Raw genomic sequence first — 21,403 nt, 5'->3', positions numbered from 1 at the left:
GATTTAGTCTACTGAGTTTTGTTTAAACTGCCTTACTATTTGTTTCAAAGGTCAAAAATGCCGCTGCTTCCTCTAAAGAGAGCGCTGCTCCATTGAATGTGGGCCACGCATTGATACCGTCACATTTTTTTCTCGGAATCAAGTGAAGATGAAAGTGAGGGACTGATTGACCCGCTGCTTGATTTGCTGCGCTTAGCAAATTAATCCCATCAAATCCTAAGCGAGTGACACAATGATCTGCTATTTTTTGAACCGTTTGAATGAGGTGAGCAAGAAGAACGGGGTCGCAGTCTAAAATACTGGTGTAATGTTTTTTAGGAATAACCAGCATATGATAATCCACGTCTTTGGCATGATCAAGGAAGGCGCAAATACTGTCATCTTCATAGATTACATGGCTTTTTATTTTTCCAGAGACGATACGGCAAAAAGGACATTCTTCCATCAAAATTCCTCCTATGGAATAAATTTTGTTAGTTGTGTTCGAGAAGTATAATATCTAAAAACGTGAAGCTACTGGATTATGGGAAACCATAAACGAGCTTTGCAATTAAGCCGCTCTTTGAGAGGATAATATCATATTTATTTAGCAGTTAAAACTATATGTGATAATTAATGATGTTTTAGATAATTAGTTAATAGGTTGTTTGCAAAAGAAAAGCACCGTGCTGCTGATTTGTGGTAAAAGTGACGTTTGAAAAAAGTGGCTTTTAAAAAATTTGTCAAAAAAAAATCGCTAGGAATCAAGATTCCTAACGATCTGCTAGCGCTATGCACGATAATATAACGTTCCAGGAGGGATTCGAACCCCCGACCGTTCGCTTAGAAGGCGAATGCTCTATCCGGCTGAGCTACTGGAACAAATAAATTTCAGCGAATGCTCACTTCGCCTAAGCTGTTGAAATCAATCAGCAACAAATAACATTATAGAAAAAGGGCGCAGCAATGTCAATCTCTTTTCGCCCTTTTCTTATTTTTTCTTTGAAAAAAGGAAGCGCAGCTGCCCTCAACCTTTCTCAGGTTCCTCAAGGATTACGCTATCTGCTTCTTTCGTAATGAGAATCACGCCATCTCCTAAAGGGACGAGGGTGGAGGTCAGCTGAGGATGGTTCATCACGGTATCCAAGAAAAGATTCAACTTCCGATGGATCGCTCGCTGGTTGCGAGGGATGTCTTCGATGGGTTGTAGAATCGTTCCAGCTTGGAACACGTCATCCACCATCAACACGCCACCTTTGCGTAACAGACGCAGACATTCTGGCAAAAATTCAATGTATTTCGATTTGGCACTGTCCATGAAGATAAAATCATAAGGCCCACTCAATGTAGGCAGGACATCTGCCGCTTGTCCTTCTAAAAGCGTGATTTTGTCTTCATTTCCTAAGCGAGCATAGGTTTCTTTGGCTTTGCGGATCATGACGTCAAAGCGATCGATCGTTGTGACATGACCTTCTTTCACACATTGTGCCATTAAGCTTGAAGAAAAACCGATCGCTGTGCCGATCTCAAGGATTTCTTTTGGCTGAAGCTGTCCCAATAAAAACTGCAAAAAGACCACAGTTTCATGTGGGATGATTGGCACTTCTTTTTCATGAGCGGCTTGCTCGATTTCACCAAGTTCGCCGGGTAATTGTTTTTGTTTTTCACGCATAAACGCCACTAGTTCTGGTTTTACTACTGGACGATGCATCATTTCGTTGCGCATCTTCATCCTCCTCATTTATCGCTGCCCCTTATTATACGAATAACTCACCTTAAGTTCAATCTTTTCGAGTCTTTGGAACAACAAAAAAACCAGTCATACGACTGGCAGGATAAAGGGGTGAAAAATATTTTTGGAATATTTCTATCATAACGGTGTTATGTGGAGGTTTGGTTAAAATCCTGTGAAGATCTCGTCAGGTTCTGCTTAAATTTTCATCAAGGAAGAAAAGCAACCCATCATCAGGGCGAAAACGAACTTTTTATCGAAATATTCAGAAAATTCAGGGAAAAGTGTTGACAGAGGAACCTGCTGTTTGGTATCTTCATAACAAGATAAAAAAAGTGATAGGTGACGACGATGGATAAACGATTGAAACAAACAGCTGCATTTTTATTATTATTATCGTAAGGACTCTTTTTCTATGACCCGCCTTTTTAAGGCATCATTTGAAGAGTCCTATTCGCATTGCATGAAGGAAACCCTTTATGGAGTGCTTTTTTTATACCATTTTTTCAATTTGTTTGAATGAGGTCGCGCCAAGCGTGCCCCTACCACTGCCAAGGAGGAAATAGTGATGAGAAAAATCCAGTTTTTTGACACCACATTGAGAGACGGTGAACAGACGCCGGGAGTCAACTTCAATACAAAAGAGAAGGTTCAACTGGCGCTGCAATTAGAAAAATGGGGGATCGATACGATCGAAGCAGGCTTTCCGATTGCATCAGAAGGAGACTTTCAAGCAGTCCAAGCGATTGCTGGGGCGGTGACGAAAATGACCGTTGCAGGACTTGCCCGTTGTCAGAAAAAAGACATTGATCGTGCCTATGAAGCTCTTCATCAAGCCGTCGATCCCCAGATCCATGTCTTTTTAGCAACGAGTGAGGTGCATCGCCAGTACAAGCTGAATATGACGAAAGCAGAAGTACTCGCTTCCATCAAAGAACATGTGACTTATGCCCGTGAACGCTTTGAAAAAGTTCAATTCTCGCCAGAAGATGCCACCCGCACCGATAAGGCCTTCTTGCTTGAGGCGGTTCAAACAGCGATTGATGCCGGCGCGACGATCATCAATGTGCCCGATACAGTAGGGTTTACCAATCCTACGGAATATGGTGCGCTTTTTGCCTATTTGATCGCCAATATCAAGAGTGAGCAGCCGATCATTTTTTCTTCCCATTGTCATGATGACTTGGGAATGGCGACAGCCAATGCGCTGGCAGCTATCGAAAATGGTGCTGATCGGGTGGAAGGAACGATCAACGGGATCGGCGAACGAGCGGGCAACACCGCACTAGAAGAAGTGGCACTGGCGTTGCATATTCGCAATGATTTCTATCAGGCTACCTCCAACATCAAGTTAAACGAAACAAAACGCACCAGCGATCTGGTGGCACGTTTGTCTGGGATCACGGTACCGAAAAACAAAGCGATCGTCGGCGGCAATGCCTATGCTCATGAATCTGGGATTCATCAAGATGGCGTCTTGAAAAATCCTGAAACTTACGAAATCATTACCCCGCAATTGGTAGGCGTACAAACCAACTCACTGCCTCTTGGCAAACTTTCTGGCCGCCATGCGTTTGTCGATAAAATGCAGCAGCTGGGGTACCAGTTTGACCAAGAAGAAACCAATGAATTGTTTAAACGCTTCAAAGAGTTGGCAGATAAGAAAAAGCAAGTGACCGAACAAGATTTGCTGGCTTTGGTGGCTGATCAAGGCCGCAGTCAAGAAGGTGGCTGTGAGTTGGACGCCGTTCAGCTGCAATACGTGTCCAATGGCCATCAAGGAGCGGTGGTTTCTATCATCAAAGACGAGGAAAAACAAGTGGCATCAGCTATCGGTGCCGGCAGTATCCAAGCTATCTACAACTCGATCGATCAGATTTTCCAGCAGCAGCCGAAGTTGTTGAACTATGAGATCACTGCCTTGACCAGTGGGGAAGATGCGCAAGCGGAAGTGCACGTGGTTATTGAATGCCAGGAAACCAATGAAAAAATCAGCGGGATCGGCTTAGACTTTGATGTCTTGCAGGCGTCAGCCAAAGCCTATGTACAGGCTAGCGCAGCTCTAAAGAATCGAGGTGTCCTTGTTTGAAAAAGATCGTGGTTTTAGCAGGAGATGGCATCGGACCAGAAATTATGGCCAGTGCGCTTGCGGTATTGAAAGCGGCTTGTCCAGACCATCTCCAACGTTTTCATTTTGACCAGCGGCCATTTGGTGGTGCGGCGCTGGCACTTACTGGAGAGCCATTGCCGCAAGAAACACTACAAGATTGCCAGCAGGCGGATGCGATCCTTTTAGGAGCCATTGGTGATCCAGTTTGGGAAAACGCACCGATAACACCCGAGAAAGGACTTTTGGATTTGCGTCAAGCGTTAGGGCTATACGCCAATATTCGGCCCATCAAAGTAGTTGATGCGGTGATTGCTTTGTCTCCCATTAAAGAAGCGATCCTTCGGGGGACAGATTTTGTCATCGTTCGTGAGTTGACTGGCGGTATCTATTTTGGCGAAAAAGCAGAAAAATCTGAAGAAGCCTACGACATCAATCATTATCATCAAGCAGAGATTCGACGGATTTTGCGTAAAGCTTTTGAGATCGCCCGCACGCGGAAGAAGCGGGTTCTCTCTGTCGATAAAGCAAATGTGTTGGCGACTAGCCGACTTTGGCGCCGATTAGCGGAAGAAACGGCACAGGAATTCCCAGATTGTCATTTGACTCATCAATATGTTGATTCCGCCGCTATGAAAATCCTCCAAAATCCCAAAGACTTTGATGTAATCGTGACAGAAAATCTCTTTGGCGACATTTTAAGTGATGAAGCCTCGGTTTTGCCAGGGTCCTTAGGGGTGCTGCCTAGCGCAAGTCATGGCGCAGAAGGGGTTTCTTTATATGAACCGATTCATGGATCTGCACCTGATATCGCTGGGCAAAATTGCGCCAATCCGGTTTCCATGATTTTATCTGTCGTCATGATGCTAAGAGAGTCCTTTCAAGAGGAAGAGCTGGCGGATACCATCGAAAGTGCTTGTTACGAGGTAATGAATGCGGGGATCTTGACCCGTGATCTAGGTGGTACAGCAACGACAACTGCCTTTACAGAAGCGGTTATTGCACAGTTAGGAGTGAGCAATTATGGGGAAAACGCTGTTTGATAAACTATGGGATCGGCATGTGATCACAGGAGAAGAAGGGCAAGCGCAGCTGCTTTATGTCGATCTGCATATGATCCATGAAGTGACGACACCGCAAGCCTTCGAAGGATTACGGCAAGCGGGACGGACAGTCCGTTGTCCCGAAAAAACCTTCGCAACGATGGATCACAACGTGCCTACCAAAGATATTTTTACCATCACTGATCTGGTTGCAAAAAAGCAAATGGACACGTTACGTAAAAACTGTCGAGAATTTGGGATCGAATTGTGTGACAATGGCTCTGCCAACCAAGGAATCGTCCACATGGTTGGCCCAGAAGTTGGCTTGACCCAACCAGGGAAAACGATCGTTTGCGGGGATTCCCACACTGCCACCCATGGTGCTTTCGGTGCGATCGCGTTTGGGATCGGTACGAGTGAAGTAGAGCATGTCTTTGCGACACAGACGATTTGGCAGACAAAACCGAAACGCATGGGAGTTGAGATTACCGGTCACCTGCAGCCGGGAGTGTACGCCAAAGATATTATTTTGGCATTGATCGCGACCCATGGCACTGATTTTGGTGGTGGCTATGCCGTAGAATTCTTTGGCGAAACGATCCGTAGCCTGACGATGGAAGAACGCATGACCATTTGCAATATGTCGATCGAAGGTGGGGCGAAAATGGGCTTGATCGCACCTGATGAAACGACCTTTGCTTATGTGAAGGATCGACGCTTTGCGCCGCAAGCGTTTGCCAGTGCGGTGTCTGATTGGCAAAGCCTTTATACCGATGAAGATGCTAACTATGATGCCCTGATCACCCTAGACGCAACAACCTTAGAACCCTATATCACTTGGGGAACCAATCCAGAAATGGGGGTACCAGTCAGCGAAGCGTTTCCTGAAGTGCGGGATCACAATGATCAGCAAGCCTATGAATATATGGCGCTGCAACCTGGACAGACAGCTGCTGATATCCCTATTGAATACATTTTTATTGGATCGTGTACCAATGGTCGGTTGTCTGATCTGCAAGAGGCAGCGGCGATTTTGAAAGGTCAGACCATCAAAGAAGGGGTCACTGGTATTATCGTTCCTGGTTCACGCCCTGTTCGTAAAGCAGCGGAAGCGATCGGTTTAGACAAAGTCTTTATTGACGCTGGTTTTGAATGGCGGGAGCCTGGCTGTTCCATGTGCTTAGGAATGAATCCTGATAAAGTACCAGAAGGCGTCCATTGTGCCTCCACATCAAACCGCAATTTTGTTGGACGGCAAGGGAAAAACGCGCGGACGCACCTCTGTAGTCCAGCGATGGCGGCAGCAGCTGCGATTCATGGGCGCTTTGTCGATGTACGAGAAGTGGTTGGAGGTGTTGGTTAATGGAAGCTTTTACGCAATTTGAAGGTACGACGCTGCCTTTGATGAATGACAATATCGATACCGATCAAATCCTACCGAAAAATTATTTGAAACGCGTTGAAAAAACGGGCTTTGGCGAATTTTTATTTGACGATTGGCGCTATTTGCCGCAACGCAAGCCTAATCCAGCATTTATCTTGAATGATCCAGCATATCAGACCGCTCAAGTCCTCGTCACTGGTGATAATTTTGGTTCTGGCTCTTCTCGAGAGCACGCGGCATGGGCGCTGTTGGATTACGGCTTTAAAGCCGTGATTGCTGGCAGCTTCGGTGATATTTTCTATATGAATGCCACCAAAAACGGGCTGCTGCCCATCGAGCTGCCTTTGACTGTTCGCCAAAGGATCGCTTCGCTGCCTGCTTCAGAAAAAATCAGCATTGACTTGCCAAGGCAATGTGTGACCGTTGCCGGGGAGGAGCATTTCTTTGCAATCGATGCTACCTGGAAACACAAATTGATCCACGGTCTCGATGAGATCAGTATCACGTTGCAGGAAGAGGCGAAAATCACCGCCTATGAGCAGACGATTCCAACGTATTGGCAGTAGGGCTAGGGGACTGGTCGTTATTCGTCGGCTGGTATTTGTGAGAGGATGTTTCTTAACCCTCGCCAATCGGCTTCGATTTGCGGAGTCAACGTTCGATTGTAAAAGATCGCAGCGGGATGATACATCGGCACGATCAAATATTCTTTTTCCGACCATTGATAGCCATCTTTTGTTGGATTGCTTTCTTGTATTTTGGAACGGATCACTTCGCCATGGTGATCTTTGATATAATAGGCGTTGCCTAATAATCGCTGCAGTCCGATATTGCCAACAGTTGCAATGACGGGTGGATCTACAACGGACAACTCGTAGTCAAGCAGCGGTGCGTGTAGCAAGACTTCTTTTTTGGTAGGTGTCCGATTGGGATGGACGATCTCATGGGCACCGCTGCGTTTGTTGATTCGTTCTTTGATGGAATATGGGCGGCTGCGGACAGCACTGGTGATGTAGACATCCTCACGGGTCAAACCGGCTAAAGCCAACGATTTCATCAATTCTTTTCCTGCTTGTCCGCTAAAAGGAATAAAATTCTCGATTTCGGTTCGACCAGGGGCTTCCCCAACGATCATCAATTTGGGCTGCAGCGGTCCTTGACCGGGAACAAATCCTTCCAACGGATAACTGCGGGACGCCTGTTGAACGGCAGTGGCTAATTCTTTGGGGTATTGCATGAAAACTCCTCCAATTCTGTTTCACTTGTGCTCTTTCTTCTATAGTAATAGAAAATAAAAAATGCACAAAAGGAAATGACTAGTAGCAAAAGAATTCTGTCTTTTCCTTAATTAGTCATTGACTTTAGGAAAACATTTTGATAAAGTTAATCTGTTGTAATTGTGGACTCCACAGCTACAACCGCACAGAACAAGTAGTAAGTACGAAAGTCACTTGGGATGGCGAGTCTAAGTATATTATAAGGAGGTGCTGTAGAGCATGTACGCAATTATCAAAACTGGTGGGAAACAAGTAAAAGTTGAAGTGGGTCAAGCAATCTACGTTGAAAAATTGGACGTTGAAGCTGGACAAAAGGTTACTTTTGATGAAGTTATCTTAGTAGGTGGCGAATCAACAAAAGTTGGTGCCCCAATCGTTGCAGGAGCAACTGTTGAAGGGACTGTTGAAAAACACGGCAAACAAAAGAAAGTCGTAACTTTCAAATACAAACCTAAAAAACATTCACACCGTAAACAAGGTCACCGTCAACCTTACACAAAAGTTGTTATTGACGCGATCAACGCTTAATTCTTACGAAAAGCAGGGTAACGAATATGATCAAAGGGACATTCAAACGAAATGACTCTGGTCGGATTGTTTCTTTTGAACTAGCTGGACACGCACAAGCAGGAGAATACGGCAAAGACATCGTCTGTGCTGCAGCATCCGCTTTAGCGATCAGTGCAGTCAATGGGATCGATGCTTTGGCTGGCGTTGCGCCAAAAGTTGAAGCAGATAACGAAAATGGTGGGTACTTATTAGTCACACTGCCTTCTCGTTTGACCCAAGAGCAGTCGAATATCGCACAAATTCTTTTAGAAAATTTGTTGATCGGCTTGCAATCAGTTCAAGAAGAGTACAACGATTATATCCAAATCAAAACTACTAAAGAAAACTAGGAGGTGCATCTCATGTTGATGAAAATGAATTTGCAATTCTTCGCTCACAAAAAAGGTGGGGGTTCTACTTCTAACGGACGTGACTCTCAATCAAAACGTTTAGGTGCGAAACGTGCTGACGGTCAAACCGTTTCAGGCGGATCAATCCTTTATCGCCAACGCGGTACTAAAATTTACCCAGGGGTAAACGTAGGTATCGGTGGAGATGATACATTGTTTGCAAAAGTTGATGGCGTTGTTCGTTTCGAACGTAAAGGCCGCGACAAAAAACAAGTATCTGTGTATCCAGTAGCGCAAGAAGCATAAGAAAATGACATCCAGATTACGTAAAAGTAACCTGGGTGTTTTTTTATACACCAATGAAACCGTTTTAACGAAATAGTTATTTATAATGGCTTAGATAAGGAGCGAAGCAATGATTCAGTTGAAAGAAATCACGAAGGAAAACTATCGTGCGTGCATGAATTTGAAGACAACGAAGGAGCAAGAAGACTTTGTTGCGCCCAATTGGTACTCAATGTTAGAGGCGATCTATGACGAACCTCGTCAGGCATTTGCCCTATACAATGGTGAGGAAATGGTCGGCTTTATGCTATTTAGTTTTTACGAGGCGGATGAGGATTATCCAAAAGCTTCGTGGTGGATCGAGCGGTTTATGATCGCAGAAAAATTCCAAAATCAAGGGTTAGGCACTCAGGCGTTTCTTGCTGGGTTAGATTGGTTCAAAACCCATATCCAAGCGCAAGAATTAAGGATCTCCGCTGTGGATGGCAACGAGATCGCAACGAAGCTTTACGAACGCAATGGCTTTGTTTTGACGGGTGAAATGATTGAGAACGAGCATGTACTCTTGTTGCAGCTGCCAACGGACCAAGGGTAAATGACTCTTTCTACAGTAAGAGAATGAGGTCAAAAGCAGAGGTTCTTAAGGGAATCCTCTGCTTTTTTGTATTGTTTCGTAAAAAAAAGTGTGCGGTCATCTTCTGGTTAGACGTTTCAAGAAATTTTGTGCACTTGGGGTAAGAATGACGAGTATGTCCATGCTTTGTTGTTCACAAAGTTCCTTTTGCTGTTAACAGAATCTTTACACGTTGACAACACAAACCTTATATTCATTTGATACTCTGAGGAAGTAGAACAAATGGAAAGAAACTTTCGAAAAACGTTGATTATTGAGAATGTGCTCACGAATGATTTCGGTCAAAAACACGAACATTATCAAAAAAGAAAACGTTCGTAATTCGAAAAAGATTGTTTTTAATTCGTTGGTTTTTTATAATCAAAAAGGAAAGTTCGGAATTCCATGAGTTCGATTTTTTTAATGAAAAGGAGAAAAAGTGATGAAAGTTTGGAAGAAAACGGCAATGTTTGGTTTAGGTTTGGTGGCAGCAGTTACGCTGGCGGCATGTGGCTCAGGTGGAGCAAGTACTGACTCGGCGGCTGAGGACGCAGGATATGTACCAGAAAAGTTGACCGTTCAATTTGTCCCATCACAAGCAGCAGAAACATTAGAAGCAAAAGCAAAACCACTTGAGCAATTGTTAAGTGATGAATTGGGGATTCCAGTTACAGTGAGTGTTTCCACTGACTACAATACAATCGTCGAAGCAATGGCTTCGAAACAAGTAGATGTCGGCTTTTTACCGCCGAATGCCTATGTTTTAGCAAATGAGCAAAGCAATGTAAAGGTGTTATTGCAAGCACAGCGTTATGGCATCAAGCAGCCTGGTGGCGAATCAACGGATGAATTGGTTGATAGCTATCGTTCAATGATCGTCGTAAAAAGCGGCAGCGACATCAAAGAGTTGGACGATTTAAAAGGCAAAACGATTGCCACGCAAGATGTTACTTCTTCTGCCGGTTATGTTTGGCCAGTAGCAGAAATGAAAAAAGCAGGCATCGATATCAATACGGATGTGACGACTGTTCAAGTCAAAGGCCATGACCAAGCGGTCTTATCAGTCTTGAATGGCGACGTTGATGCGGCTTTCGTTTTTGAAGATGCCCGTAACACGGTCAAAAATGATTACCCAGAAATCATGGATGAGGTAGAACCAATGTACTTTACCGAACCGATTCCGAACGATACGATCAGTGTTCGCAGCGATATGAGTGAAGAGTGGGACAAAAAAATCCAAGATGCCTTTATCGCGATCGGAAAAGATGAAGAAGGAAAACAAATCATCTCTGATATTTACTCTCATGAAGGATACGTTGTTTCACAAGACAGCAATTTCGACATCGTAAGAGAGTATGCGGAACAAGTCGGACAATAATTAATAGATGAATAGATCGGGAGGGTACCGGTAGTTGAGGTACCCTTTTCGAATGGACAGCAATTTTTACCTAATGGAAAGAAAGTAGGAGAATCATGGCTCTAGAGAACGAAACGATTATTTCATTTCAGAATGTGACCAAGCAATACCCAAATGGGGTGTTGGGGTTGAAGGACTTGAACATCGATATCAAAAAAGGGGAATTTGTCATCGTAGTGGGCTTATCCGGTGCAGGTAAATCGACGATGCTGCGCTCCATCAATCGACTGCACGAGATCACGAGCGGCGAGATTTTAATCGATAACAAGTCGATCACAAAAGCAAAAGGAAGAGAGCTGCGCTTGATTCGTCGAGACATTGGCATGATTTTCCAAAGCTTCAATTTGGTGAAACGTTCGAGTGTCTTGCGAAACGTCTTAACGGGGCGAGTGGCTTATCATCCCACGCTCAAAATGCTGCTGGGTCTGTTTCCGCAAGCGGACAAAGAGTTGGCGTATCAATCACTGCAGCGGGTCAATTTAGCAGAAAAAGTCTATACCCGAGCCGATGAATTGTCTGGCGGTCAGCAGCAGCGGGTTTCGATTGCCCGGGCGTTGACGCAAGAGCCGAAGATTATTTTAGCGGATGAACCGGTTGCTTCATTGGATCCGTTAACCACTGAAAAAGTCATGAATGACTTAAAACGGATCAATCAAGATCTAGGGATCACCATCGTAGTCAATTTACATTCTGTCCAATTGGCAAGAGAATACGGCACGCGGATCATCGGGTTGCGAGACGGAGGCTTGGTTTTTGATGGCCCTGTCAGTGAAGCGACCGATCAGCGATTGAAACAGATTTATGGCAGCGAGATCATGGAAGAGCAGGAAGGGGCGGGACAATGACGACAAATACGTTGCCGAAACGCAGCGGACTATGGAAAAATGTTCTTTGGCTCGTCATTTTTTTTGTGGTATTGTTCGTTAGCGGCTCTATTTCAGGTGTTGATTTGGCACGGTTCTTTAGCAATAGCAGTCAAATGAATGTCATCTTACAAAAGATGGCTCATCCTGATTGGGCATATGCCAAAATCATTGTTGAGCCGATTTTGCAAACGATCCAAATGGCGATCATCGGCACAACCTTTGGTGCACTGGCGGCCTTTCCGTTTTCACTTTTAGCAGCACGAAATATCATGACCAATCATTGGATCAGTGGTTGTTTCCGTTTTGTTTTGAATATCATTCGGACGGTACCTGATTTGATGCTGGCGGCTTTATTTGTCGCCATTGTCGGAATTGGTCCCGTTGCAGGGGTGATCTCCATCTCTGTGTTTTCTTTTGGGATGATCACCAAATTGTTTTATGAATCGATTGAAACGATTGATGAAGGTCCGATCGAAGCGATCACGGCTTCTGGAGGATCGAAGTTTGATATCATCCGCTATGCAGTCGTACCGCAAGTCATGAGTCATTTTCTTAGTTACTTGCTTTATGCCTTTGAGATCAATGTGCGGGCATCGACGATTCTTGGGTATATCGGCGCAGGCGGAATCGGTGTTTTCTTACAACGATCTTTAAGCCAATTTCGATATGACCAGACGTCGATCATCGTCTTAGTGATTTTTGCAGTTGTTTTGGTGATTGATACCATTAGTAATAGATTAAGGGAGCGATTATTATGATGTTGCCAGCAGAACCGAAAAAGAAAAAAATACGGAATTGGCTGATCGCTGTAGTCGTTATCCTCCTTTATATCTGGGCTTTTGCTGGCGTGCCTTTTGCTGGTGTTAAAGAAAATGTCGGTCAAATTGTCGGCTCGATCTTTTATGGCCTGATCCATCCTGATTGGGGCTATGTTTATACCGGTGATGGCGAAGATTTGATCAGTCTGATGATCGAAACCGTCGCGATTGCCTTTGTTGGAACCTTTTTGTCATCGATTTTAAGTGTTCCTTTTGCCTTTTGGGCGGCGCGCAGCAAAAACAGCCCTCGCTGGTTATCGGGATTTGGGAAAATCGTGCTGACGGCTATTCGAACGTTTCCAGAAATCGTCTTAGCCATCATGTTTATCAAAACGGTAGGTCCGGGCTCCTTTGCTGGCGTCTTGGCGGTCAGTGTCCATTCCATTGGGATGCTAGCAAAGCTTTACAGCGAAGCGATCGAAAACATGGACCATGGTCCCTCGGAATCCGTCATTAGTGCGGGAGGAAGCCGCTGGGATGTATTAGGCTTTGCGACATTGCCGCAACTGATCCCAGAATTTCTTTCTTTTACCTTGTATCGATTTGAACTGGCTGTCCGTTCAGCTTCGATCTTAGGGATCGTAGGGGCAGGTGGGATTGGTACACCGATGATCTTTGCCATCAATGCGCGTTCATGGAGCCGAGTAGGAATCATTTTATTAGGGATCGTGGTGACGGTCACGATCATTGATTTTATTTCTGGGCGTTTGCGTAAACGATTGGTTTAATAAAATGAAGTGAGTACTCGAAAAAAACACAGTCTGATTAGGCTGTGCTTTTTTTGTAGGGGATAGGCGGAGGTCGTTTAAGACAGGTTTCTTGAAACTTGTTATACTGGATTCATAGAAAATGAACCCAAACAAGGAGGCTGTTTTATGAAAGCATTATTGATCGTCAATCCAAGCTCTGGTGGGGAACAGGCCCAAGAATATGAGCAGCTGGCAGAAGAAAAGCTGCGGGAAGCTTTTTCAGAAGTCGTGGTCAAGCATACCGAAAAAGAAGGAGATGCCACACGTTTTGCCTCTGAAGCGGCAGCAGATTTTGACAGTGTCTTTGCAATGGGCGGTGATGGTACCGTCAATGAAGCGGTCAATGGCTTAGCCCCTCATGACAAACGACCAAATTTTGGTTTCTTCCCGCTGGGAACAGTAAATGATTTAGCCAGAGCATTAGCGATTCCACTAGATCCTAAGGAAGCCATCGAATCATTTGCAGTGGATCACACCCGCAAAATCGATATTGGTCAGGTCAATCAAGACTATTTTACCAATGTGGTGGCGATCGGTATGATTCCAGCAGCGATCAACAACGTAGAGGTCGAAGAAAAAACTAAGCTGGGAAAAATGGCCTATTTTGTTTCTGGTCTGCGGGAAGTGCGGAAAAATGAAAGTCATCCGTTTGAAGTGACCGCCGAAAATAATGGCGAAAAAACGACGATCGCTGTGGAAAGCAGTACGATGATCGTTGGGTCATCCAATACGATCGGCGGTTTCGAATCTCTTTTGCCTAAAGCGAGTACCGATGACGGCAAATTACATCTGATCTACTTGAAGGATACGAATCTTTGGGAGACCGTCAAAAGTGTCCCAGAGCTTCTCAAAGGGGTGACAGAATCAAATGATGTTCTTGGCTATCAAACCTTTGATAAAGCTGCGATTCGTTTGACGGATGGGGCAACGATCGAAACGAATGTCGATGGTGATCCAGGACCTGAATTGCCAATCACAGTAGCGGTACTGCCACAGCATCTTACCGTGTATTGCGGAGCTGAAAAAGCTCGCTAAATCATTTATCACTAGGAAACGATCCGTCAAAAGCGGATTGTTTTTTTTGTTCAGAAAGAGTATACTGGGAAAAAATTTACTGAAAGAAGGGATTCTATGACGATACGTTCTGCCACGATTGCAGATGCCCAAGCCTTGACAGCAATCTATGCTTATTATGTAGAAAATACACCGATTACCTTTGAAACGGAGGTGCCATCGGTTCAAGAATTCGCGGAACGCATTGCCAAGACCTTGAAACGCTACCCGTATCTCGTTGCAGAAGAGGCTGGTGAAATCGTCGGTTATGCCTATGCGTCAGCCTATAAAGAACGGGCTGCGTACGATTGGACCGTTGAAGTAACCGTTTATTTAGCACCGGATGCCAAGGCAAAAGGGCTCGGCACCGCTCTTTATCAAGCGCTTGAAGAAAAATTAAAAGCGCAAAACGTGGTCAATCTGACTGCCTGCATTACAGGAGGCAATCAACAAAGCGAGGCTTTTCATGAGAAACTTGGGTATCGGAAAGTTGCTGATTTTGCGCAGGTCGGCTATAAGTTCAATCAATGGCACGATGTGATTTGGATGCAAAAAGAACTGCAATGGTTTCCTGAGAAGGTACCAGCGTTCATTCCCAATGAAAAAGCCTAACGCATCCTGACTTTTGAATATCTTTTTTTGGCAAAATGCTTTATGCTGAGAGTAGCATGTGATAGGACGTTCTATTGCTCTTTCGAACAAAGTATTTTGCTTTTTCTGTACGGAAAAAAAGTTGCTTTTTTATAGAAAAATGAGTAAAGTATTCAAGTGGAAAAAACAAGGAGGCGAAGCTGTTGGGCAAGCGAATCGAACGGATTTATCAATATATCGTCGAAAATACGATGAGCGGCTTAGGGGAAAAGAAAGGGTTGTCTACTTCAGAAGTTGCCGATCATTTAGCCATTCAGCGCAGTAATGCCAGTAAGGATTTAAATAAGCTTGTCAAAGAAGGGCGCGTCGAAAAAAGCGACTCGCGGCCTGTTCGCTACTGGGCGGCAGGGGTCGATCCCAGCAGTAGGGAAAAGTATGTGCCAAGCTACAAAGAAAGTCGCCCGCAAAGAGAAAAAGCCTTCCCTCAACGGGTACAAGGAAAACCCTCTGACCGAGATATTTTTGCGACGATCATCGGTGCCAACGGAAGTATGAAAAATGCCGTTGAGCAGGCGAAAGCAGCGATCTTGTATCCGCCAAAAGGGCTAAACTGCTTGATCACAGGGCCTACTGGTTCTGGGAAAACCTACTTTGCCCATGCAATGTTTCAGTTTGCCAAAAGCAATCAAGTAATTGCCGATGACAAAGAATTGATCGTCTTTAACTGTGCAGACTATGCAAATAACCCAGAGCTTTTGATGAGCCATTTGTTTGGTTATGTACGGGGGGCCTTTACGGGTGCCGATCAAGAGAAGATCGGTATTATTGATCAAGCGGATGAGAGTATGTTGTTTCTCGATGAGATCCATCGATTACCGCCAGAAGGGCAAGAAATGATTTTTTACTTTATGGACCATGGAACGTTTAGTCGTTTAGGGGAAACGGGCAAAAATCATCAAGCGAATGTCCGAATCGTTGGAGCGACTACCGAAGACCCCAACTCAACGCTATTAGATACCTTTACCCGACGCATTCCTATCAATATTCAACTGCCCTTCTTTGAGAAACGACCCGCATCAGAAAAAGTCGATCTCGTTCGGGTGTTAGTCGGGCAAGAGGCGTCCCGTATTCAGCGGACGATCACCTTGACAGAAGATGTAGTCAAAGCGTTGATCGGCAGTGTCAGTTTTGGGAATATCGGTCAATTGAAATCCAATGTCCAGCTCGTCTGTGCACGGGGCTTTTTGAATCATATGCAACAAGATGAGATTGAGATCGATTTGATCGATTTGCCAGAAGGGATTCGTTCAGGATTGATCGTTTTGGGGAATCGCCGCAATGAGCTGGCGGAGCTTTCTAAAATCCTTGAACCGAAGATCAGCATTCAACCGAATCAAAACTTAAACAATATTCAATCAGATTCCTATGAATTGCCTTACAATCTCTACGACATCATCGGGGATAAAGCAGCCTTATTAAAAGCAGATGGTTTGGATCAAGAAGCAATCAATCATTTTATTTCAACCGATATCAATGTTCATTTGAAATCTTTTTATAAAGATCACGGCTTCTCTTTTAATTCTGTTAATAAACTAAGTGAATTTGTCGATCAGAAAGTGATCAGTGTAACAAATCAAATTTATGAGATGGTTCGGAAACGGTTAAATTACGATTTCCAGCAAAACTTTATTTACGCGATGAGTTTGCATATCAGTTCTTTTTTGAAAAAGATCCATTTGGGAGAAGAACGGCAAACCAACGACAACATTCGTCAAATGGTGGCGGATTACCCCCAAGAGTTCGAAGTTGCCAAAGAAGTCCGCGACTTCATCGGCGACAGCTTTCACGTGGCGATTCCTGAAAGTGAATCCTATTACTTGGCAGTTCTATTGGTTTCACTGCGTACGACACATTCCTCTGGGAAAATTGGTGTCGTTGTGGCAGCTCACGGCAACAGTACGGCTAGTAGTATGGTACAAGTAGTCAAGCAGCTGTTGGAAGTCGATCAAGTGACAGCGGTGGACATGCCATTAGATATGCCACCGGCTGTGGCGTTGAAAAAAATCGTGGATAGTGTACGAGCAGTCAATGACGGCAGTGGGGTGATCCTCTTAGTCGATATGGGGTCCTTAGCGACCTTTAATAATGAAATCCAGCGAGAAACGGGTGTGGCTGTTCGAACAGTCGATATGGTGACTACCTCCATCGTCCTTGAGACGGTCCGTAAAGCATCAGTGATCGGCACGGACCTCGATCAGCTCTATGATTCATTACGGAAGTTCCGCGGATACGGAGCGGTCACTGTGGAAGAACCAGTGTCACAAAACCACCACCCTAAAGCGATTCTAGCGGTCTGCGCTTCGGGAAAAGGGACAGCGCAGCGCATCAAAGAATTGATCCAAAGCTCATTGTCAAAACGCCAAAATCAAAATGTTGACGTAGTGACCTTATCGGTGGCGGATCTGAGAACGGACTTGGATCAGATTCAACAGCGCTACCAGCTGATTGCCGCAACGGGGATCATTGATCCGCATATCGATGCACCGTTTATTTCATTAGAACGTTTTATCGACCAAGATGTTGATCTTTTGTTGGATGATATCTTATTGGAAAACGATTTGAGTTTTGAAGATGAAGTGCAGCTAGATGATCGGCAGGCAAAGGAAATCTGTGTTCGGTATTTAGAGGAAAACTTTACCTATATCAATGCGAAAAAAGTGGTAGAGCCGTTGTGGAAATTTGGCGAAGAGATCATTCACGATTTGGATTTGGTAGGGGCGCAGCAAGGCTTTCAGATCAATTTTGTGATGCATGGCGCAGGTATGCTGGAGCGGATCTTATTGCGTCAACCATTGACTGTTTCTGAAATTGATTTAGCAGCGATGGAGGAGAATCCTCTTTACGGCCAATTGCATGTGCATGTCCAATCATTTTCGCGCTTGATGAATATCGAAGTGCCGAAGACAGAAGAGTATTACCTGCTGGAGCTGATCAAAAACCATCACGAAAAAGAAATGTATTTTTAAATCCTGCAAATAATACAGATACACTAAAAAAGATACAGTATTTTTTAGTGTATCTTTTTTAGTGTATTGTCCGAATGCTGATTCTTAAGGTTTTTTCAAGAATAGTGTATCGAAAAAACTTGGCACGTTTCTTGCTTCTATATAAGTGGATACAGGAGGTGATTGAAAAAAGAACAGATCCTCAATATGAAAAGCGGATCGATGGATGTAGGAGGCTTGCACAATGGGAATGGATATACGTCTTGCCCGAATCGACGATCGGTTGATTCATGGTCAGGTCGCCACAGCTTGGTCGAAAATGACTGGTATCAATCGAATCATCGTGGTCAGTGATGAGGTCGCAAATGACCAATTACGGAAGTTTCTCTTGAAAGAAGCTGCTCCACCAGGAATCAAATCCAATGTGGTGACAGTAGCAAAAATGCTTGAGGTGGCGCATAACACATTATTTAATACGCAAAAAGTCATGTTATTATTTACCAACCCTCAAGATGTCGTGACTCTGGTCAAAGGAGGCATTGACATTCGTTCCGTCAATATCGGCGGCATGAGCTTTTCAATGGGAAAACGGATGATCACTAATTTCGTGTCAGTCAATGATCAAGATCTTGCTTCGCTGCTTTATTTGCAAAATCAAGGCATAGAAGTAGAGATACGCAAAGTTCCAGCTGATCGTAAAATCTTTTTGAAGGATATTTTGGAAAAAGAAGGTAGTCACCCTTAATTTTTTCGATGTTGTTTTTTCTTTCGTATTCGTGTCACATTTTTCAATTTTGATATAGGAGGTAAAAAGATGGTAGGAATTATCCTAGCAAGTCATGGAGAATTTGCTAACGGCATTTTGCAATCTGGTTCAATGATCTTCGGCGAACAAGAAAATGTTAAAGCTGTTACATTGATGCCAAGTGAAGGTCCAGATGACATCAAGGCAAAAATGCAAGAAGCAATTGCTACATTTGACGATCAAGAAGAAGTATTATTCTTAGTTGATCTTTGGGGTGGTACTCCTTTCAACCAAGCAAACAGCTTGTTTGAAGATCACAAAGACAAATGGGCAATCGTTGCTGGTATGAATTTACCAATGGTGATCGAAGCCTATGCTTCACGTTTTTCAATGAACACTGCGCATGAAATCGCTGCGCACATCGTTGAAACAGCTAAAGAAGGGGTTAAGGTCAAACCAGAAGAGCTTGAACCAGAAGAAGCGACAGCACCAAAAGCTGTGCAAGACGATCAACCTAAAGGATCACTTCCTCCGGGAACTGTTCTAGGCGATGGCAAAATCAAAATCGTGCTTGCGCGTGTGGATTCTCGTTTGCTACATGGTCAAGTCGCTACAGCTTGGACAAAATCAGTTAATCCATCTCGGATCATCGTTGTTTCTGATGCAGTTGCAAAAGATGATTTGCGTAAAAAACTGATCGAACAAGCAGCTCCTCCAGGAGTAAAAGCGAACGTCATTCCAGTGGATAAAATGATCGAAGTTTCTAAAGACCCTCGTTTCGGGAATACGAAAGCTTTACTATTATTTGAAAACCCACAAGATGTGTTGCGTGCAGTTGAAGGTGGCGTTGACATCACTGAGGTGAACGTTGGTTCAATGGCTCACTCTGTTGGGAAAGTTGTTGTAAGTAAAGTATTGTCGATGGGTACGGACGATGTGAAGACATTTGAAGATCTAAAAGGACGCGGCATCAAATTCGATGTGCGTAAAGTGCCAAATGACTCTCGAGACAACATGGACGAAATCTTACGCAAAGCCAAAAATGAATTGGCGAATAAATAGAAACGTATTCAACTAAATAGGAGGTCTATCATGACTATTATATCTATGGTATTAGTAGTACTCGTTGCCTTTTTAGCTGGTATGGAAGGAATCTTGGATGAATTCCAATTCCATCAACCGCTAGTCGCGTGTACTTTGATCGGTTTAGTGACCGGTAATTTGGAAGCATGTATCATTTTGGGCGGATCATTACAAATGATCGCACTTGGATGGGCAAATATCGGTGCCGCTGTTGCACCTGATGCTGCATTGGCGTCTGTTGCATCTGCAATTATTTTAGTTTTAGGTGGACAAGGAACTGCTGGTGTTGATACAGCGATTGCCGTTGCGATCCCTCTAGCTGTTGCTGGTTTGTTCTTGACAATGATCGTTCGTACATTAGCTGTGCCAATCGTTCACTTTATGGATGCTGCTGCTGAAGAAGGCAACATTCGTAAAATCGAAATGTGGCATGTGATCGCTGTATGTATGCAAGGGGTTCGTATTGCGATTCCTGCAGCTGCATTGTTGGCAATTCCTGCTGCAACTGTTCAAAACTTCTTAGAATCAATGCCTGCATGGTTAACTGATGGTATGGCTATCGGTGGTGGTATGGTCGTTGCCGTTGGTTATGCAATGGTTATCAACATGATGGCAACTCGTGAAGTATGGCCATTCTTCATTATCGGTTTCGTTATCGCAGCTATTTCTCAATTGACATTGATCGCTATCGGTGCTTTGGCAGTAGCAATCGCATTGATCTACTTGAACCTAACTAAAATGGGCGGATCATCAAATGGAGGCGGCGGCAGCAACACTGGCGACCCTCTAGGCGATATCTTGAATGACTATTAGAATCGAAGGAGGAGAAAAAAATGGCAGAAAAAATTCAATTAAATAAAAAAGATCGTTTAGCCGTAGCATGGCGCTCTACCTTCATTCAAGGTTCATGGAACTATGAACGTATGCAAAATGGTGGTTGGGCATTCTCAATGATTCCAGCAATCAAAAAATTATACAAAACAAAAGAAGACCGTGCCGCTGCATTGAAGCGTCACTTAGAATTCTTTAACACTCACCCATATATCGCATCGCCAATCTTAGGGGTAACATTAGCCTTAGAAGAAGAACGTGCCAATGGCGCGCCTGTTGATGACGTAGCGATCCAAGGGGTAAAAGTTGGGATGATGGGTCCTTTAGCCGGTGTCGGTGACCCTGTGTTCTGGTTTACTGTACGTCCGATGTTAGGTGCTCTAGGTGCTTCTCTTGCTTTAGCTGGAAACATCTTAGGTCCAATCATCTTCTTCGTTGCATGGAACATCATCCGTTGGGCATTTATGTGGTACACACAAGAATTCGGCTATCGTGCTGGTTCAAAAATCACTGATGACCTTTCAGGCGGATTGTTGCAAGATGTAACGAAAGGTGCTTCAATTTTAGGGATGTTCGTATTAGGGTCACTCGTTCAGCGTTGGGTATCGATCTCATTTGCGCCAGTTGTCTCAAGCGTACCGCTTGATGAAGGTGCTTATGTCGATTGGGCGAACTTGCCTTCTGGCTCTGCTGGTTTGCAACAAGCCTTCCAACAAGTTGCTGAAGGCCGTGCGTTGACTGATACAAAAGTAACAACATTGCAAAACAACTTGGATCAATTGATTCCTGGTCTAGCTGCACTATTGCTTACTTTATTATGTATGTGGTTATTGAAGAAAAAAGTTTCTCCAATCATCATTATTATCGGTCTATTCTTAGTCGGTATCGGTGGACACTTGATCGGATTGTTATAATCTTTTCAATGA

General features: G+C 44.2%; 22 protein-coding genes, 1 tRNA gene and 1 other annotated feature. Of the genes, 19 read left to right on the top strand and 4 right to left on the bottom strand.

Annotated elements, in window-relative coordinates; translation table 11 throughout:
* Nucleotides 1-22: 22 nt before the first annotated feature.
* From Q1X33_RS00970 to Q1X33_RS00960, 3 genes are all read right to left on the bottom strand, one after another.
* Nucleotides 23-445: an HIT family protein gene (locus tag Q1X33_RS00970; RefSeq protein ID WP_301969458.1), complete on the bottom strand. Its 423-nt coding sequence runs from the start codon at nucleotides 443-445 to the stop codon at nucleotides 23-25.
* 342 nt (nucleotides 446-787) lie between these two features.
* A tRNA-Arg gene (locus Q1X33_RS00965) sits at nucleotides 788-861 on the bottom strand.
* 145 nt (nucleotides 862-1,006) lie between these two features.
* Nucleotides 1,007-1,705 (bottom strand): O-methyltransferase, encoded by a 699-nt coding sequence (locus tag Q1X33_RS00960; RefSeq protein WP_005225745.1) that lies wholly within the window; start codon nucleotides 1,703-1,705, stop codon nucleotides 1,007-1,009.
* A gap of 574 nt (nucleotides 1,706-2,279) precedes the next feature.
* Here Q1X33_RS00960 and Q1X33_RS00955 point away from each other — a divergent pair.
* From Q1X33_RS00955 to leuD, 4 genes are read left to right on the top strand one after another with little or no spacing between them, the layout of a single operon-like run.
* Nucleotides 2,280-3,800 carry a 2-isopropylmalate synthase gene (locus Q1X33_RS00955; protein WP_034868490.1) on the top strand — a complete coding sequence of 507 codons (1,521 nt, stop codon included), beginning with the start codon at nucleotides 2,280-2,282 and terminating at the stop codon, nucleotides 3,798-3,800.
* A complete protein-coding gene (gene leuB / locus Q1X33_RS00950) occupies nucleotides 3,797-4,861 on the top strand; it encodes a 3-isopropylmalate dehydrogenase (protein ID WP_034868493.1) in 1,065 nt (354 codons plus the stop codon). The genes Q1X33_RS00955 and leuB overlap by 4 nt, the downstream gene beginning before the upstream one ends.
* Complete coding sequence (gene leuC, locus Q1X33_RS00945; protein ID WP_301969457.1) at nucleotides 4,842-6,224, top strand: 3-isopropylmalate dehydratase large subunit; 1,383 nt, start codon at nucleotides 4,842-4,844, stop codon at nucleotides 6,222-6,224. The genes leuB and leuC overlap by 20 nt, the downstream gene beginning before the upstream one ends.
* Nucleotides 6,224-6,811, top strand: a complete 588-nt coding sequence (leuD, locus tag Q1X33_RS00940; protein WP_005225749.1) for a 3-isopropylmalate dehydratase small subunit — start codon at nucleotides 6,224-6,226, stop codon at nucleotides 6,809-6,811. Before leuC ends, leuD begins: the two co-directional genes overlap by 1 nt.
* A 17-nt stretch (nucleotides 6,812-6,828) precedes the next feature.
* Here the strand turns inward: leuD and Q1X33_RS00935 are convergent, their stop codons facing one another.
* Nucleotides 6,829-7,482: a uracil-DNA glycosylase gene (locus Q1X33_RS00935; RefSeq protein WP_005225750.1), complete on the bottom strand. Its 654-nt coding sequence runs from the start codon at nucleotides 7,480-7,482 to the stop codon at nucleotides 6,829-6,831.
* A gap of 169 nt (nucleotides 7,483-7,651) precedes the next feature.
* Nucleotides 7,652-7,722, top strand: a sequence feature (ribosomal protein L21 leader region).
* 19 nt (nucleotides 7,723-7,741) lie between these two features.
* On the opposite strand from Q1X33_RS00935, the gene rplU reads away from it, so the two are divergent.
* The 15 genes from rplU (at nucleotide 7,742) to Q1X33_RS00860 (ending at nucleotide 21,391) form a co-directional block, all read left to right on the top strand.
* Nucleotides 7,742-8,050, top strand: a complete 309-nt coding sequence (gene rplU, locus Q1X33_RS00930; protein WP_005225751.1) for a 50S ribosomal protein L21 — start codon at nucleotides 7,742-7,744, stop codon at nucleotides 8,048-8,050.
* 26 nt (nucleotides 8,051-8,076) lie between these two features.
* Entirely contained in the window at nucleotides 8,077-8,421 is a 345-nt protein-coding gene (locus Q1X33_RS00925; RefSeq protein ID WP_005225752.1) for a ribosomal-processing cysteine protease Prp, read from the top strand.
* 12 nt (nucleotides 8,422-8,433) lie between these two features.
* The gene (gene rpmA / locus Q1X33_RS00920) at nucleotides 8,434-8,727 is read left to right on the top strand and encodes a 50S ribosomal protein L27 (protein WP_003126181.1); all 294 of its coding nucleotides are present in this window, start codon (nucleotides 8,434-8,436) and stop codon (nucleotides 8,725-8,727) included.
* A 109-nt stretch (nucleotides 8,728-8,836) separates the two neighbouring features.
* Complete coding sequence (locus tag Q1X33_RS00915; RefSeq protein WP_005225753.1) at nucleotides 8,837-9,301, top strand: GNAT family N-acetyltransferase; 465 nt, start codon at nucleotides 8,837-8,839, stop codon at nucleotides 9,299-9,301.
* A 460-nt stretch (nucleotides 9,302-9,761) separates the two neighbouring features.
* Nucleotides 9,762-10,697 carry a phosphate/phosphite/phosphonate ABC transporter substrate-binding protein gene (phnD, locus tag Q1X33_RS00910; RefSeq protein ID WP_005225754.1) on the top strand — a complete coding sequence of 312 codons (936 nt, stop codon included), beginning with the start codon at nucleotides 9,762-9,764 and terminating at the stop codon, nucleotides 10,695-10,697.
* Between the two features lie 95 nt (nucleotides 10,698-10,792).
* Nucleotides 10,793-11,581, top strand: coding sequence for a phosphonate ABC transporter ATP-binding protein (gene phnC, locus Q1X33_RS00905; RefSeq protein ID WP_005225755.1), 789 nt, complete (start codon nucleotides 10,793-10,795; stop codon nucleotides 11,579-11,581).
* Nucleotides 11,578-12,360 carry a phosphonate ABC transporter, permease protein PhnE gene (gene phnE / locus Q1X33_RS00900; protein WP_005225756.1) on the top strand — a complete coding sequence of 261 codons (783 nt, stop codon included), beginning with the start codon at nucleotides 11,578-11,580 and terminating at the stop codon, nucleotides 12,358-12,360. Before phnC ends, phnE (Q1X33_RS00900) begins: the two co-directional genes overlap by 4 nt.
* Nucleotides 12,357-13,148 (top strand): phosphonate ABC transporter, permease protein PhnE, encoded by a 792-nt coding sequence (gene phnE, locus Q1X33_RS00895; protein ID WP_005225757.1) that lies wholly within the window; start codon nucleotides 12,357-12,359, stop codon nucleotides 13,146-13,148. Before phnE (Q1X33_RS00900) ends, phnE (Q1X33_RS00895) begins: the two co-directional genes overlap by 4 nt.
* A gap of 147 nt (nucleotides 13,149-13,295) precedes the next feature.
* Complete coding sequence (locus Q1X33_RS00890; RefSeq protein WP_005225758.1) at nucleotides 13,296-14,204, top strand: diacylglycerol kinase family protein; 909 nt, start codon at nucleotides 13,296-13,298, stop codon at nucleotides 14,202-14,204.
* A gap of 96 nt (nucleotides 14,205-14,300) precedes the next feature.
* Nucleotides 14,301-14,834 carry a GNAT family N-acetyltransferase gene (locus Q1X33_RS00885; protein ID WP_005225759.1) on the top strand — a complete coding sequence of 178 codons (534 nt, stop codon included), beginning with the start codon at nucleotides 14,301-14,303 and terminating at the stop codon, nucleotides 14,832-14,834.
* 230 nt (nucleotides 14,835-15,064) lie between these two features.
* Complete coding sequence (locus tag Q1X33_RS00880; RefSeq protein ID WP_050759608.1) at nucleotides 15,065-17,839, top strand: sigma-54-dependent transcriptional regulator; 2,775 nt, start codon at nucleotides 15,065-15,067, stop codon at nucleotides 17,837-17,839.
* Nucleotides 17,840-18,068: 229 nt separating this feature from the next.
* Nucleotides 18,069-18,563 carry a mannose/fructose/sorbose PTS transporter subunit IIB gene (locus Q1X33_RS00875; RefSeq protein ID WP_026008065.1) on the top strand — a complete coding sequence of 165 codons (495 nt, stop codon included), beginning with the start codon at nucleotides 18,069-18,071 and terminating at the stop codon, nucleotides 18,561-18,563.
* A gap of 69 nt (nucleotides 18,564-18,632) precedes the next feature.
* Nucleotides 18,633-19,625 carry a mannose/fructose/sorbose PTS transporter subunit IIA gene (locus tag Q1X33_RS00870; RefSeq protein ID WP_005225763.1) on the top strand — a complete coding sequence of 331 codons (993 nt, stop codon included), beginning with the start codon at nucleotides 18,633-18,635 and terminating at the stop codon, nucleotides 19,623-19,625.
* Nucleotides 19,626-19,655: 30 nt separating this feature from the next.
* Entirely contained in the window at nucleotides 19,656-20,459 is an 804-nt protein-coding gene (locus tag Q1X33_RS00865; protein ID WP_005225764.1) for a PTS mannose/fructose/sorbose transporter subunit IIC, read from the top strand.
* Nucleotides 20,460-20,479: 20 nt separating this feature from the next.
* On the top strand, nucleotides 20,480-21,391 hold the full coding sequence (locus Q1X33_RS00860; RefSeq protein WP_005225765.1) for a PTS system mannose/fructose/sorbose family transporter subunit IID: 912 nt from the start codon (nucleotides 20,480-20,482) through the stop codon (nucleotides 21,389-21,391).
* The last annotated feature ends 12 nt before the right edge of the window (nucleotides 21,392-21,403 follow it).

Source organism: Enterococcus sp. B2E4, from assembly GCF_030499455.1.
GTDB lineage: Bacteria > Bacillota > Bacilli > Lactobacillales > Enterococcaceae > Enterococcus_D > Enterococcus_D casseliflavus.
This window is presented reverse-complemented; position numbering and strand designations above follow the sequence as displayed.

Bases quoted from the DNA above. Each gene is read 5' to 3' on its own strand.
- rpmA (WP_003126181.1), top strand. From the start codon at position 8,434: ATGTTGATGAAAATGAATTTGCAATTCTTCGCTCACAAAAAAGGTGGG.
- rplU (WP_005225751.1), top strand. From the start codon at position 7,742: ATGTACGCAATTATCAAAACTGGTGGGAAACAAGTAAAAGTTGAAGTG.
- Q1X33_RS00955 (WP_034868490.1), top strand. From the start codon at position 2,280: ATGAGAAAAATCCAGTTTTTTGACACCACATTGAGAGACGGTGAACAG.
- Q1X33_RS00885 (WP_005225759.1), top strand. From the start codon at position 14,301: ATGACGATACGTTCTGCCACGATTGCAGATGCCCAAGCCTTGACAGCA.
- phnE (WP_005225756.1), top strand. From the start codon at position 11,578: ATGACGACAAATACGTTGCCGAAACGCAGCGGACTATGGAAAAATGTT.
- Q1X33_RS00890 (WP_005225758.1), top strand. From the start codon at position 13,296: ATGAAAGCATTATTGATCGTCAATCCAAGCTCTGGTGGGGAACAGGCC.
- Q1X33_RS00860 (WP_005225765.1), top strand. From the start codon at position 20,480: ATGGCAGAAAAAATTCAATTAAATAAAAAAGATCGTTTAGCCGTAGCA.
- leuD (WP_005225749.1), top strand. From the start codon at position 6,224: ATGGAAGCTTTTACGCAATTTGAAGGTACGACGCTGCCTTTGATGAAT.
- leuC (WP_301969457.1), top strand. From the start codon at position 4,842: ATGGGGAAAACGCTGTTTGATAAACTATGGGATCGGCATGTGATCACA.
- Q1X33_RS00865 (WP_005225764.1), top strand. From the start codon at position 19,656: ATGACTATTATATCTATGGTATTAGTAGTACTCGTTGCCTTTTTAGCT.
- Q1X33_RS00880 (WP_050759608.1), top strand. From the start codon at position 15,065: ATGAGCGGCTTAGGGGAAAAGAAAGGGTTGTCTACTTCAGAAGTTGCC.
- Q1X33_RS00935 (WP_005225750.1), bottom strand. From the start codon at position 7,482: ATGCAATACCCCAAAGAATTAGCCACTGCCGTTCAACAGGCGTCCCGC.
- Q1X33_RS00970 (WP_301969458.1), bottom strand. From the start codon at position 445: ATGGAAGAATGTCCTTTTTGCCGTATCGTCTCTGGAAAAATAAAAAGC.
- phnD (WP_005225754.1), top strand. From the start codon at position 9,762: ATGAAAGTTTGGAAGAAAACGGCAATGTTTGGTTTAGGTTTGGTGGCA.
- Q1X33_RS00915 (WP_005225753.1), top strand. From the start codon at position 8,837: ATGATTCAGTTGAAAGAAATCACGAAGGAAAACTATCGTGCGTGCATG.
- Q1X33_RS00960 (WP_005225745.1), bottom strand. From the start codon at position 1,705: ATGCGCAACGAAATGATGCATCGTCCAGTAGTAAAACCAGAACTAGTG.
- Q1X33_RS00925 (WP_005225752.1), top strand. From the start codon at position 8,077: ATGATCAAAGGGACATTCAAACGAAATGACTCTGGTCGGATTGTTTCT.
- Q1X33_RS00870 (WP_005225763.1), top strand. From the start codon at position 18,633: ATGGTAGGAATTATCCTAGCAAGTCATGGAGAATTTGCTAACGGCATT.
- phnC (WP_005225755.1), top strand. From the start codon at position 10,793: ATGGCTCTAGAGAACGAAACGATTATTTCATTTCAGAATGTGACCAAG.
- phnE (WP_005225757.1), top strand. From the start codon at position 12,357: ATGATGTTGCCAGCAGAACCGAAAAAGAAAAAAATACGGAATTGGCTG.
- Q1X33_RS00875 (WP_026008065.1), top strand. From the start codon at position 18,069: ATGGATATACGTCTTGCCCGAATCGACGATCGGTTGATTCATGGTCAG.